Annotated in this window: 14 protein-coding genes; 9 read left to right on the top strand and 5 right to left on the bottom strand. The window is 68.0% G+C overall.

What is annotated here, in order from left to right; translation table 11 throughout:
- Positions 1-522: 522 nt before the first annotated feature.
- Positions 523-2,469 carry a chromosomal replication initiator protein DnaA gene (gene dnaA, locus CP969_RS19885; protein ID WP_039831039.1) on the bottom strand — a complete coding sequence of 649 codons (1,947 nt, stop codon included), beginning with the start codon at positions 2,467-2,469 and terminating at the stop codon, positions 523-525.
- A 375-nt stretch (positions 2,470-2,844) separates the two neighbouring features.
- Between dnaA and rpmH the strand changes: the two genes are divergently transcribed.
- The 9 genes from rpmH to CP969_RS19840 all read left to right on the top strand — a co-directional run bounded on the left by rpmH (position 2,845) and on the right by CP969_RS19840 (position 9,824).
- Positions 2,845-2,982 carry a 50S ribosomal protein L34 gene (gene rpmH / locus CP969_RS19880; RefSeq protein ID WP_003956500.1) on the top strand — a complete coding sequence of 46 codons (138 nt, stop codon included), beginning with the start codon at positions 2,845-2,847 and terminating at the stop codon, positions 2,980-2,982.
- A gap of 21 nt (positions 2,983-3,003) precedes the next feature.
- Entirely contained in the window at positions 3,004-3,375 is a 372-nt protein-coding gene (rnpA, locus tag CP969_RS19875) for a ribonuclease P protein component (RefSeq protein ID WP_004985924.1), read from the top strand.
- Positions 3,372-3,746, top strand: a complete 375-nt coding sequence (gene yidD, locus CP969_RS19870) for a membrane protein insertion efficiency factor YidD (protein ID WP_004985926.1) — start codon at positions 3,372-3,374, stop codon at positions 3,744-3,746. The genes rnpA and yidD overlap by 4 nt, the downstream gene beginning before the upstream one ends.
- A gap of 3 nt (positions 3,747-3,749) precedes the next feature.
- Positions 3,750-5,015, top strand: a complete 1,266-nt coding sequence (gene yidC, locus CP969_RS19865; RefSeq protein ID WP_004985930.1) for a membrane protein insertase YidC — start codon at positions 3,750-3,752, stop codon at positions 5,013-5,015.
- A gap of 15 nt (positions 5,016-5,030) precedes the next feature.
- On the top strand, positions 5,031-5,543 hold the full coding sequence (locus CP969_RS19860) for a Jag family protein (protein ID WP_004985933.1): 513 nt from the start codon (positions 5,031-5,033) through the stop codon (positions 5,541-5,543).
- A gap of 123 nt (positions 5,544-5,666) precedes the next feature.
- The gene (gene rsmG / locus CP969_RS19855) at positions 5,667-6,386 is read left to right on the top strand and encodes a 16S rRNA (guanine(527)-N(7))-methyltransferase RsmG (RefSeq protein ID WP_004985934.1); all 720 of its coding nucleotides are present in this window, start codon (positions 5,667-5,669) and stop codon (positions 6,384-6,386) included.
- Positions 6,387-6,715: 329 nt separating this feature from the next.
- Positions 6,716-7,792: a ParA family protein gene (locus CP969_RS19850; protein WP_004985935.1), complete on the top strand. Its 1,077-nt coding sequence runs from the start codon at positions 6,716-6,718 to the stop codon at positions 7,790-7,792.
- On the top strand, positions 7,789-8,889 hold the full coding sequence (locus CP969_RS19845) for a ParB/RepB/Spo0J family partition protein (protein ID WP_004985940.1): 1,101 nt from the start codon (positions 7,789-7,791) through the stop codon (positions 8,887-8,889). Before CP969_RS19850 ends, CP969_RS19845 begins: the two co-directional genes overlap by 4 nt.
- A 317-nt stretch (positions 8,890-9,206) precedes the next feature.
- The gene (locus CP969_RS19840) at positions 9,207-9,824 is read left to right on the top strand and encodes a GNAT family N-acetyltransferase (RefSeq protein WP_004985943.1); all 618 of its coding nucleotides are present in this window, start codon (positions 9,207-9,209) and stop codon (positions 9,822-9,824) included.
- 87 nt (positions 9,825-9,911) lie between these two features.
- Here CP969_RS19840 and trxA read toward each other — a convergent pair whose 3' ends face one another.
- From trxA to sigM, 4 genes are all read right to left on the bottom strand, one after another.
- On the bottom strand, positions 9,912-10,244 hold the full coding sequence (gene trxA / locus CP969_RS19835; protein WP_004985946.1) for a thioredoxin: 333 nt from the start codon (positions 10,242-10,244) through the stop codon (positions 9,912-9,914).
- Between the two features lie 44 nt (positions 10,245-10,288).
- Positions 10,289-11,257 carry a thioredoxin-disulfide reductase gene (gene trxB, locus CP969_RS19830; protein WP_004985947.1) on the bottom strand — a complete coding sequence of 323 codons (969 nt, stop codon included), beginning with the start codon at positions 11,255-11,257 and terminating at the stop codon, positions 10,289-10,291.
- A gap of 194 nt (positions 11,258-11,451) precedes the next feature.
- A complete protein-coding gene (locus CP969_RS19825; protein ID WP_016825485.1) occupies positions 11,452-12,360 on the bottom strand; it encodes an anti-sigma factor family protein in 909 nt (302 codons plus the stop codon).
- On the bottom strand, positions 12,357-13,082 hold the full coding sequence (sigM, locus tag CP969_RS19820) for an RNA polymerase sigma factor SigM (protein ID WP_016825486.1): 726 nt from the start codon (positions 13,080-13,082) through the stop codon (positions 12,357-12,359). The genes CP969_RS19825 and sigM overlap by 4 nt, the downstream gene beginning before the upstream one ends.

Raw genomic sequence — 13,082 nt, 5'->3', positions numbered from 1 at the left:
GCGGTACCTCGATGTGACGCCTTTCACTCGATGCGGTGAGGACGCACGTCGTGTTGCCGAACAGTGGACAGGCGTGTGGAGAAAGCGGTGATCGCTGGGGACAACGGGCTCCGACCTGTGGGTCACCGGTGGACAGTCCGGTGCACAGGCTGTGGACCGCCGCTCTGTCCACAGCCTGTGGAGAACGTTGATCCACGAATCCACAGCGGGCTGACCTGGCTCGATGGCGCCTCGATCGGAGGAGCTGTGGACAGAGTCGGGATAACTTCACGGTCCCCAGGGTGTGGACGGGAAAAAGTCACCGAATCTGTGGAGGACGGCCGTAACCCGGCTGCGTAATCGAACAGTGGACGGCGGCCCGGTTGTCGGCGGACAGCGGGCCGACCGTCCGTTGACGGCTGTCGGCCTGTTGGTCGTCGGCTGTCGGTTGTCGGCCAGCCTCCCTCCGTCTCGTCGGCGGACGGCAGAAGGGCGTCCCCGGAGGTGTTCCGGGGACGCCCTCGGGTGTCCGTGCGGCGGTGCTCAGCCGGCCTTGATGCGGTTGGTGAGCTCGGTGACCTGGTTGTAGATGGAGCGCCGCTCGGCCATCAGGTTGCGGATCTTCCGGTCGGCGTGCATCACCGTCGTGTGGTCGCGTCCGCCGAACAGCGCGCCGATCTTCGGCAGGGACAGGTCCGTCAGCTCCCGGCACAGGTACATGGCGATCTGCCGGGCGGTCACCAGCGCGCGCCCGCGCGAGGTGCCGCACAGGTCCTCGACCGTGAGCCCGAAGTAGTCGGCGGTCGCGCTCATGATGGCCGTCGAGGTGATCTCTGGAGCCGAGTCGTCGCCCCCCGGGATCAGGTCCTTCAGGACGATCTCGGTCAGCCCGAGGTCCACCGGCTGCCGGTTGAGCGAGGCGAACGCCGTCACCCGGATCAGCGCGCCCTCCAGCTCGCGGATGTTCCGCGAGATCCGGGAGGCGATGAACTCCAGCACCTCCGGTGGGGCGTTCAGCTGCTCCTGCACCGCCTTCTTGCGCAGGATCGCGATGCGCGTCTCCAGCTCCGGCGGCTGGACGTCGGTGATCAGGCCCCACTCGAACCGGTTCCGCAGCCGGTCCTCCAGCGTCACCAGCTGCTTGGGCGGCCGGTCGCTGGAGAGCACGATCTGCTTGTTGGCGTTGTGGAGCGTGTTGAAGGTGTGGAAGAACTCCTCCTGCGTCGACTCCTTGTCCGCCAGGAACTGGATGTCGTCGACGAGCAGGATGTCCATCTCGCGGTAGCGCTTGCGGAAGCTGTCGCCCTTGCCGTCGCGGATGGAGTTGATGAACTCGTTGGTGAACTCCTCCGAGCTCACGTACCGCACGCGCGTACCCGGGTACAGGCTCCGCGCGTAGTGCCCGATCGCGTGCAGCAGGTGGGTCTTGCCGAGTCCGGACTCCCCGTAGATGAAGAGCGGGTTGTACGCCTTCGCCGGGGCCTCCGCGACGGCGACCGCGGCCGCGTGGGCGAAGCGGTTGGACGCGCCGATGACGAACGTGTCGAACAGGTACTTCGGGTTCAGCCGTGCGGTCGGCTCACCGGGACCGGTCGCCGGCGCGGGCTGCGCGGCCAGCGGGCCGGGCGCACCGGTGGTGGGCAGGTTCGGCCCGACGGGGCCGCCGCGGTGGACGTGCCCGGATCCGGGGGGCGGTTCCGGCAGCTCGCGGCGCACGGCGTCGCGCTGGTCGTAGTCCCCGCGCTCGTAGTCCCCGCGTGCCGTGTCGTAGTCGGAGCGCTGCTGGTCGTAGGCCGGGCGCTCCATCGGCTGCGGACGGTAGTCCGGCGGGGGCGGGCCGCCGTAGGCGTCCTGCGGGCCGTAGGCGTCCTGCGGCGGTGGCGAGGCGTACGGGTCCCGCTCCGGGAAGCCGAGGCGCTGCTGCTGCCAGCCGTAGTCGTCCTGCGCCGGCCGCGGCCAGGAGCCCGGCTCCGGGCGCTGGTACTCGGCAGGGTAGGCCGGACGGGCGGTGGGGAGCTGGTCGCCCGAGGGGCCCGGCTGCTGGTCGACGCGGCGGCGGCCGTACCCGTCGTAGCCGTCGTATCCCTCGTACGGCTCGTACGGCTCGCGTTCCGGCCGGTCCTGCCGCTCGGGGCGGTCCGGGCGGACGGTGGGGAGTTCCGGTTCCTCGTAGCGCGGCTGCGGACGGGGCGCCGGCGGGGCGGGGGGTTCACCCGCGGTGTCGTCGACGGTGATCGCGATCCGGATCGGACGACCGCACTCGCGGCTCAGGCTCTCGCTGACGATGGGGGCGAGGCGGCCCTCGAGCACGCCCTTCGCGAACTCGTTCGGGACGGCGAGCAGGGCGGTGTCGGCGACCAGCGCGAGCGGCTGACAGCGCCGGATCCAGTGCTCGTCCTTGCTCTCGACCCCCTGCCCGTGGCCCTCGCCGAGGAGCTGCTCCAGTACGCGTGGCCACACTGCGGCAAGATCGGCAGGTACGTCAGCCACAGGGCACGCTCTCTCACAGGCCCCTCGAACGTGTGATGCGAGGGACGGGTCGGGATGTAAATCGGGTGGTGGAGGGTCAAGGGAACGAATCGGAGTCCAGCCAAGGTAGTCAGGGCGACGGGTACGGTTCAAGTTGTTGTCCCCAGGCTGTGGACAAGTGTCTCCCGGTGACCACTGGTTTGACCGAATGGCGCGGCCGCGCGTACCGTAACGAGGTCGAGTTGTCGATGGCTGCTGCCGCCTGCCTCCGATGGGCACAGATCGCTCAAGGCGATCGGTCAGCGGTGCACTCGGGCGTAACGCGAGCTTCTCGTGGGCGCACGGTGACAGCCAGGACGGCACCCCGCAAACCCCGATTTCTTCTGGAGCCCCCGAGTGAGCAAGCGCACCTTCCAGCCGAACAACCGTCGTCGCGCGAAGACCCACGGCTTCCGGCTGCGTATGCGCACCCGTGCCGGCCGCGCGATCCTCGCGTCCCGCCGCAGCAAGGGTCGCGCCCGTCTGTCCGCCTGATCCCGGTCAGGTCATGACATCGTGCTGCCCACCGAGAACCGGCTGAGGCGGCGCGAGGACTTCGCGACCGCGGTACGACGAGGGCGCCGGGCCGGGCGCCAGCACCTCGTCGTCCATCTTCGTAGCGGTGCCACGGACCCGCATGCGCCTGGGGAGAGCGCTCCCCCGTCGCGTGCGGGTTTCGTCGTGAGCAAGGCTGTGGGGGGCGCGGTGGTGCGCAACAAGGTGAAGCGCAGGCTTCGCCATCTGATGCGCGAGCGAGTCGACCAATTGCCCCCCGGTAGCCTGGTAGTCGTACGAGCGCTGCCCCCGGCGGGCGACGCCGACCACGCACAGCTGGCCCAGGACCTGGATGCCGCCCTGCAGCGGCTGCTGGGAGGGGGCGCGCGATGAAGTACCCGCTGCTGGCTCTGATCAAGATCTACCAGTGGACGATCAGTCCACTGCTGGGGCCGGTGTGCAAGTACTACCCGTCGTGTTCCCACTACGGCTACACGGCCATCGACCGGCACGGTGCCATCAAGGGCACGGCACTCACGGCCTGGCGCATCCTGCGGTGCAACCCGTGGTCGCTGGGGGGTGTGGACCATGTTCCGCCGCGCAAGCGCCCGCGGTGGCACGAAATGCTGCGTGACGCCTGGCGTGCACGCAGGGGCGGGCCCTCCGCCGCCGAACCGGCCACCGAAGGACAGACTCCTCCCACCAGTCCGACGAGTCCTTCGAGCCCGGCCGCAGAGACCCCGTCCCATGCCCAAGGAGCATGATCAGTGGACACGATTGCCAGCCTCTTCAGCTTCATCACAACACCCGTCTCCTGGGTCATCGTCCAGTTCCACAGCGTGTACGGGGCCGTCTTCGGACCTGACACCGGGTGGGCCTGGGGCCTGTCCATCGTGTCCCTGGTGATCCTGATCCGCATCTGCCTGATCCCGCTCTTCGTGAAGCAGATCAAGGCGACGCGCGCGATGCAGACGCTCCAGCCGGAGATGAAGAAGATCCAGGAGCGCTACAAGAACGACCGGCAGCGCCAGTCCGAAGAGATGATGAAGCTGTACAAGGAGACGGGCACCAACCCCCTCTCCTCGTGCCTCCCCATCCTGGCGCAGTCGCCGTTCTTCTTCGCCCTGTACCACGTGCTCAACAGCATCGCGTCGAACGACACCATCGGCGTGATCAACGAGCGCCTGCTGGAGAGCGCCCAGAAGGCCCACATCTTCGGTGCCCCGCTCGCGGCGAAGTTCACGGACAGCTCGGAGAAGGTCGCGGCCCTCAACTCCTCGCTGACCGATGTCCGCGTCGTCACGGCGATCATGATCGTTCTGATGTCGCTGTCGCAGTTCTACACGCAGCGCCAGCTGATGACGAAGAACGTCGACACCACGGTGAAGACGCCGTTCATGCAGCAGCAGAAGATGCTGATGTACGTCTTCCCCATCATCTTCGCCGTCTTCGGCATCAACTTCCCGGTCGGTGTCCTCGTCTACTGGCTGACCACCAACGTGTGGACCATGGGCCAGCAGATGTACATCATCCACAACAACCCCACGCCGGGTTCCAAGGCCCAGGCCGCGTACCTGGAGCGTCTCTCCAAGCACGTCGCGCGTAACGGCAAGACCCGTAACCGCCGTGAGCGGGCCATCGTCAAGGCCATCGTCGCCAAGGGCCGGGACCGCAACGAGTACGAGCGCAAGTTCATCAACGGCCTGAACAAGGCGGGCCTCGCGGCCCAGAGCGACGGCACGGTGATCAAGAGCGAGGCCACGGCCGCGGCCCAGGCCGAGGACGGGGCGCCCACCACCGGGGCCCCCAAGCGGCAGCAGCCCAAGCGGCAGACGAAGGCCCAGCGCCAGTCGGCCCCGACCAAGGCCGACGAGCGCACCTCGCTGACCAAGTCCGACGAGCCCGAGAGCGCCAGCACGCCCGCCGCTGCCGCCAAGAAGGGCAGCGCCAAGTCCGCCGGCAGTACCCGCAGCAGGGCCCAGTCCGGGCAGCGCAAGGGTCCGCAGCGGCCCAAGTCCCCGTCCAAGAAGTAAGAAGGAGTCCATCCCGTGACGGAAGGCACCACCTCCGCTGCTGCCGAGGGCGCAGACACCCTGACCCGCCTCGAGCAGGAAGGCGAGATCGCGGCGGACTACCTGGAGGGTCTGCTCGACATCGCCGACCTCGACGGCGACATCGACATGGACGTCGAGGCGGACCGCGCCTCCGTCTCGATCATCAGCGACACGGGCAGCCGGGACCTGCAGAAGCTGGTCGGCCGCGACGGCGAGGTGCTGGAGGCGCTCCAGGAGCTCACGCGCCTGGCCGTGCACCGGGAGACCGGGGACCGCAGCCGTCTCATGCTCGACATCGCCGGTTACCGTGCCAAGAAGCGCACGGAGCTGTCCGAACTGGGTGCGAAGGCCGCAGCCGAGGCCAAGAGCAGCGGTGAGCCCGTGAAGCTCGACCCGATGACCCCGTTCGAGCGCAAGGTCGTGCACGACGCGGTCAAGGCGGCAGGCCTGCGCAGCGAGTCCGAGGGCGAGGAGCCGCAGCGCTTCGTCGTCGTACTTCCCGCCTGACCGGTTCCATGTTTCCTCGGCCCCGTCTGTAGCGCAGGCGGGGCCGAACTTTGTCAGCCTGATAGTTCTGTGGTTCTGGTGTCGGCTTCCTGTGCCGGCACGGTACGGAAGGAAGGTCCCCCCGTGACGGAGGCAGCGGAGCTTCCCCCCGCGCCCGAGCAGGCACGCGAGGTGTTCGGTGACCGCTTCGCGGACGCGGTCCGGTATGCGGAGCTGCTCGCCGAGGCGGGCGTGCAGCGCGGTCTGATCGGTCCGCGCGAGGTGCCCCGCCTGTGGGAGCGGCACCTGCTGAACTGCGCGGTGCTCTCGGAGGTCGTCCCGGAAGGGGTGACGGTGTGCGATGTCGGCTCGGGTGCCGGCCTGCCGGGCATTCCGCTGGCACTGGTCCGGGAGGACCTCAAGATCACACTGTTGGAACCGCTGCTACGGCGTACCACTTTCCTGACCGAGGTCGTGGAGCTGCTGGGCCTGGACCATGTGACGGTCGCGCGCGGCCGGGCCGAGGAGGTCATGGGGAAGCTGCCTCCGGTGCATGTCGTGACGGCGCGTGCCGTAGCGCCGCTCGACCGCCTCGCCACCTGGGGCATCCCCCTCCTTCGGCCGTACGGAGAGATGCTCGCCCTCAAGGGCGACGCCGCCGAGGAGGAGCTGAAGAGCGCGGCGACGGCGCTGAGCAAGCTCGGTGCCGTGGCGACCTCGATCGTTCATGTGGGCGAGGGCGTGGTGGACCCGATGTCCACCGTGGTGCGGGTCGAGGTCGGGGAGAGTCCCGGCGGTGTGCGGTTCGCTGCGAAACGCGCGAAGGCTGCACGGACGGGGCGGGCTCGTCGGCGCCGGGGCTAGAGCGCGATCCGTCTACAAGGGATCACGACCTATCCTGAGAACCAGACGTACTCCACACAAGCTGCCAAACCTCTGCATGCCGGAGTGTCGCGGCAGTGCGGCACCGGCCGCTGTGCATCGTGTTTCACGTGAAACATCGCTCACTGCTGCACGGCATCATCAATCGGGGCCGCGCTGCGGCCGAACCTCGGGGCCGTAAGCCTCTCGGTTCACTCGGTACGGGGTCGGCACCCGGCGAGACACCGGCCTCCCCCAGGGGCATGGAGTTGTCCACAGAGGTGGATTTCTCCACAGAACGTCAGGTCTCACTGGTTCGCGACCCTGAAGGCATGGGAGGCTCTGTTCATTGCGAGCCTGAAGTCGAGGAGAGTGAATCCTTGCGGTCCGACGCCAACATCGCGGGACCGATGACCGATCCGGTCCCCGGTCCCCGTACCGAGTCGATGGGGGTGGATGTTTCACGTGAAACACCACCCCCGATGGACGACACTCCCATCGGTCGTGCTGCCCAGTTGGCGGTGGAGGCTCTGGGCCGCGCCGGTGAGGGCTTGCCCCGGCCCGAGCAGACCCGAGTCATCGTGGTCGCCAATCAGAAGGGCGGCGTCGGTAAAACGACGACCACCGTCAATCTGGCCGCTTCACTCGCTCTGCACGGTGGCCGTGTTCTGGTGATCGACCTCGACCCCCAGGGCAACGCGTCCACCGCCCTGGGAATCGACCACCACGCCGAGGTCCCCTCCATCTATGACGTGCTGGTGGAGAGCAAGCCGCTGGCGGAGGTCGTCCAGCCGGTTCCCGATGTCGAAGGGCTCTTCTGTGCGCCCGCCACGATCGATCTCGCCGGTGCGGAGATCGAGCTCGTATCGCTGGTGGCGCGGGAGAGCCGGCTGCAGCGAGCGATTCAGGCCTATGAGCAGCCACTGGACTACATCCTCATCGACTGCCCGCCCTCCCTCGGCCTGCTGACGGTCAACGCCATGGTGGCGGGCCAAGAGGTCCTCATCCCCATTCAGTGCGAGTACTACGCCCTGGAGGGCCTGGGGCAGCTGCTGCGCAACGTCGACCTGGTGCGGGGCCACCTCAATCCGACGCTGCACGTATCGACGATCCTGCTCACCATGTACGACGGTCGGACGCGGCTCGCGTCACAGGTCGCGGAAGAGGTGCGCACCCACTTCGGCGACGAGGTGCTACGGACGAGCATCCCCCGTTCCGTCCGTATCTCGGAGGCCCCGAGCTACGGGCAGACGGTGCTGACTTACGATCCTGGATCGAGTGGTGCCCTCTCTTACCTCGAGGCGGCACGAGAGATCGCGCTGAAGGGCGTCGGGATCAGCTATGACGCCTCACAGGCGCACATCGGCGCACAGCAGAACGGTCCGAACATGGTGGAGGGCGTCCAGTGAGCGAACGACGGAGGGGGCTGGGTCGTGGTCTCGGCGCACTGATCCCTGCCGCACCCACAGAGAAGACGGTGTCGCCGGCTGTGGCCGGTGGCACTGCTTCGACATCTCCCACAGCGGTCCCCGTGCTGCCGAACGAGCGAGGAGTGGCAGCCGCGAAGGTGACCATGCTGCCGCCCGTTCCACGTGAGAACGAGGACCCGTCGGCAAACGGTGCCTCGGCCACGCCCGCACCTCCTGTCGGTGCCCACTTCGCCGAGGTCCCCCTCGACGCCATCACCCCGAACCCCCGGCAGCCACGTGAGGTCTTCGACGAGGACGCACTGTCCGAGCTGATCACTTCCATCAAGGAGGTCGGTCTCCTCCAGCCGGTCGTCGTACGGCAGGTGGGTCCCGCGCGGTATGAGCTCATCATGGGTGAGCGTCGCTGGCGGGCCTGCCGTGAGGCGGGGCTGGAGACCATCCCGGCGATCGTGCGCGCCACGGACGACGAGAAGCTCCTCCTGGACGCGCTGCTGGAGAACCTGCACCGTGCTCAGCTGAACCCGCTGGAAGAGGCCGCCGCCTACGACCAGCTGCTGAAGGACTTCAACTGCACGCATGACCAGCTGGCGGACCGGATCGGCCGGTCCCGTCCGCAGGTGTCCAACACACTGCGTCTGCTGAAGCTCTCGCCGGCCGTCCAGCGTCGAGTCGCCGCCGGAGTGCTCTCCGCCGGACACGCACGCGCGCTGCTGTCCGTCGAGGACTCGGAGGAGCAGGAACGGCTGGCTCACCGGATCGTGGCCGAAGGGCTGTCGGTGCGTGCTGTCGAGGAGATCGTGACCCTGATGGGTTCACGTCCTCAGAAGGCCCAGCGCTCCAAGGGGCCGCGGGCGGGTGCCCGGGTCTCTCCGGCGCTGACGGATCTGGCCACGCGCCTTTCGGACCGCTTCGAGACGCGGGTGAAGGTCGACCTGGGCCAGAAGAAGGGCAAGATCACCGTGGAGTTCGCCTCCATGGAGGACCTCGAGCGCATCCTCGGCACGCTTGCCCCCGGCGAGGGCCCCGTCCTGCAGAAGAGTCTGGTGGACGACGACTTCGAGGAGGCCGACTCCTGATCCCTCGGCTGGTCCAGGAGATCAGCCGAGCAGGGCGGACCTTGTCCGGTGTGTACCGGAACATGGTCCGCCCTTTGTTTTTTGGCGGTATCGGTGGAATCGCTTCATGGATACGATGCGTTCGATACGGCGCATCCACCCGGCAGTACCTCTGAGACCAAGGCAGAAGCCATGCGAATGACGAGCCGTACCGGACTGGTGAGCGCGGGGCTGGGGGTGGGCGCCGTCGGCGGATTCATCGGCAGCCTGCTCAGGGAACGGAGCGCTCTGACAGCCGCCCGTGAGGCGGCGGGCGAAGGAAGCGAGGAACAGCCTTCATGGGGCGTCGGCTTGTACCGCTCACGCTGGACAACCTTCAGGATCTCCCCCAGCGCTGTCGCTCGTGTGTCTTCTGGGAGCTCGACCCCGTCAGCGGTGAGGCAGCGGTAAAAACAGGCACATCCGCGTGGGAGAAGGAATCGTGGATCTCAGCCGTCCTCCTGGACTGGGGATCCTGCGGGAGGGTCGTCTATGTCGATGACGTTCCTGTGGGCTTCGTTCTCTACGCTCCCCCCGCTTATGTGCCACGCTCCACGGCGTTCCCCACCAGCCCCGTGTCGCCCGACGCGGTGCAGCTGATGACCGCGTTCATCGTGCCCGGTTACCAAGGACAAGGACTGGGCCGGGTGATGGTGCAGACGGTGGCGAAGGACTTGCTGCGCCGGGGCTTCAGAGCGATCGAGGCTTTCGGCGATGCCCGCTGGAAGGAACCCGCCTGTGTTCTGCCCGCCGACCACCTGCTGGCCGTGGGCTTCAAGACGGTCCGCCAGCACCCCGCCTACCCCCGGTTGAGACTGGAACTGAGGACGACACTTTCCTGGAAGGAAGACGTCGAGATGGCGCTGGACCGGCTGCTCGGGGCTGTGCAGAAAGAACCGGCGTTGCGTCCTCTCTGAGACACCTCATACGAATGGGCTGACCCGTGGGGGTCAGCCCATTCGTGTTTCACGTGAAACATGCGCCGCCGACGAGGCGGTCTGCCCTCACTCAGAGATGAATTCCTCGAGGTCGCGAACGATCGCAGCCTTCGGCTTGGCCCCGACGATGGTCTTGGCGACCTCTCCGCCCTGGTAGACGTTCAGGGTCGGGATGGACATGACGCCGTACTTGGCAGCCGTCCCCGGGTTCTCGTCGATGTTCAGCTTGACGATCTCGATCTTGTCCCCGTACTCCGAGGCGATGGCCTCCAGGGAGGGGGCGATCTGGCGGCACGGGCCGCACCAGGCGGCCCAGAAGTCCACCAGGACGGGCTTGTCGCTCTTGAGGACGTCCTGCTCGAAGGAGTCGTCGGTCACATTCTTCAGGGTGCCGGCCACGGCGGGCTCCTTAACTGGGTTGATGCGTGAGGCGGTGAGTGGGGTCAGACAGCGGTCTTCTCGGGCTCGGCCTTCTCCCCGTCCGTGAGGGCGGCGAGGAAGCGCTCGGCGTCGAGAGCGGCGGCACAGCCCGTACCGGCCGCGGTGATCGCCTGGCGGTAGGTGTGGTCGACCACGTCGCCGGCGCCGAAGACACCGGTGATGTTCGTGCGCGTCGAGGGCGCTTCGACCTTCAGGTAGCCCTCCTCGTCCAGCTCCAGCTGACCCTTGAAGAGCTCGGTCCGCGGGTCGTGGCCGATCGCGATGAACAGGCCGGTCACTGCCAGGTCCGAGAGTTCGCCGGTCTTGACGTTGCGCAGCTTCAGGCCCGAGAGCTTCTGGTCGCCCTGGACCTCGGCGACCTCGCTGTCCCAGATGAACGAGATCTTCGGGTCGGCGAAGGCGCGCTCCTGCATCGCCTTGGAGGCGCGCAGGGTGTCACGGCGGTGGACGACCGTCACGGACTTGGCGAAGCGCGAGAGGAAGGTGGCCTCCTCCATCGCGGTGTCGCCACCGCCGATCACGGCGATGTCCTGGTCCTTGAAGAAGAAGCCGTCACAGGTGGCGCACCACGAGACACCACGGCCGGAGAGGGCGTCCTCGTTCGGCAGGCCGAGCTTGCGGTGCTGCGAGCCCGTGGCGACGATGACGGCCCTCGCCTTGTGCACCGTGCCTGCGGTGTCCGTGACGGTCTTGATCTCACCGGTCAGGTCGACGGCGACCACGTCGTCCGGAACGAGCTCGGCACCGAAGCGCTCCGCCTGGGCGCGCATGTTGTCCATGAGCTCGGGGCCCACGATGCCGTCCCGGAAGCCAGGGAAGTTCTCCACCTCGGTGGTGTTCATCAGTGCACCGCCAGCGGTGACAGCCCCCTCGAACACCAGGGGCTTCAGCGACGCACGGGCGGTGTAGAGCGCCGCCGTGTAGCCGGCGGGCCCCGAGCCGATGATGATCACGTTACGGACGTCGCTCACAGCTTGTTTCCTCGTCTCTGGTCTGCGTCGTTCGACCGGTGGGAGCTTCTTTCAGGACTCTCACCCCACCCAACGGATCCTAAGGGGCGGGCATTCCCGCCGTGCCCGGGCACGGCGGAGACGATCACGGGAGGGGCGCACGGCGGCCCCTCATCGCACGGGTGACCCCGCGGGGAAGGACGAAGCGTCGCTCGTCAGGAGCGCAGGTAGGAATGCTTCAGCAGAACCTTCGCCGCAGTGCCCGAGGAGGGGTTGTCCACACAGGTCGCCTCGACGATGTACGCGGTCACACGAGTGTCGTCGGAGGCGTCGGGGAGCACGACGAGCAGCGCTTCCTTCCCCTTGTACCTGCCCTGCTCGGTGGCGAGCGCGGCGTCATTGCGGCCGATGCCTTCACGGACACATCCCGGGACCGCGGGCTGTTTGAGGACCTTGGGGCGGGCGGCGCCGGACTCCGACTGTGTTCCGAAGGTGTCCGGAGGCCGGGAGCCGCCACCTTCCTGCTGACTTTGCGCGAGGAGGTCGGTGACCTGCTTCTCCAGCTTTCCCTCGGAGAAGGTGTCCGCGGCGGTGGTACGCGGTTCTTCACCCGGCCCCGTGCCGTCGTTCCAGGACGACAGCAACACTGACCCCAGCCCGAGCGCGGCGACGGTGAACACGGTTCCCAGGACGGCGACCCGTCGGCGGCCTCCCCGCAGGCGGGTCTTGCGGCCCGGACCGGTGGTGGAGGAGCGAGGGCGCCCGGTCGGTCGGTCCGGAGGCGTCGACGTTTCACGTGAAACATGCGTCGGCTCGTCACTGAGCGCTCCGGGAGACGTGTCGAGGGCTTCCTCGGTGTCCGGTGCGGTGGCATGGAGCAGGGCCTCTGCCGCGAGTGCGGCATCGATGCGTCCTGCGACCTCGGCGGGCATGCGGGGCGGGCCCGGCAGGGTACCGAGCAGGCCCCGGATCTCCTCGAGCGAAGCATGGACGTCCGCGCAGAGCTCGCACTCGTCCAGATGCCGGCGCACATCGGCGGTCCGGGCCGGTGGAAGAAGTCCCTCGGTGAGGTTGGAGATCTCCGCGACGTCCGGGTGCTCCGCCTTGCCTGTCGTCGACGTCACGCTCGCCCACCTCCGCCCTTCAATGCCGCCGGATCACTCGGTCCTGTGTCTGGGGGGTCCGCTCGACGCGGCCCTGCTGCGGGTGGGACGGATGCTCCCTGCATCCGGTTCCGTTCCCCCTTCTGTTTCTTTCCTTCGCCGGCGCCCTCCCACCTCAGGTGGGCGAGCAAGGGCAGGAGTCTGGCTCTGCCCCGGGCACAGCGACTCTTCACCGTGCCGGTGGGCACGTCGAGGATGCGGGCGGCTTCGGCGACCGGATAGCCCTGCATGTCCACGAGGACGAGGGCCGCTCGCTGATCGGGCGGGAGCGTGCCCATCGCCTCGATCAGCTGGCGGTGCAGATCATTGCGCTCCGCAGGTGCCGAGGCGGACTCGTGGGGCTCCAGCAGCTGCTCCAGGCGCTCGGTGTCGTCGACCGGGGCGGTTTTCCGGGAAGCCGCCTTGCGGGCACGGTCCAGACAGGCGTTCACCGTGATCCGGTGCAGCCATGTGGTGACGGCCGACTGGCCGCGGAAGGTGTGGGCGGCCCGGTAAGCGGATACAAGAGCGTCCTGAACCGCGTCTGCGGCTTCCTCCCGGTCTCCCAGCGTCCGCAGGGCTACGGCCCAGAGCCGGTCGCGGTGACGGCGCACGAGCTCACCGAAGGCGTCGGGGTCGCCCTCCACGTGGCGGGCGAGCAGGTCCTGATCGCTCGCCGTGTCGTATCCGTCGGCGTCCGCCAC

It is taken from the genome of Streptomyces viridosporus T7A (assembly GCF_008704515.1).
Classification (GTDB): Bacteria; Actinomycetota; Actinomycetes; order Streptomycetales; family Streptomycetaceae; genus Streptomyces; species Streptomyces viridosporus.
Note: the sequence above shows the minus strand (reverse complement) of the source record. Positions and strands in the feature narration are given on the sequence as shown.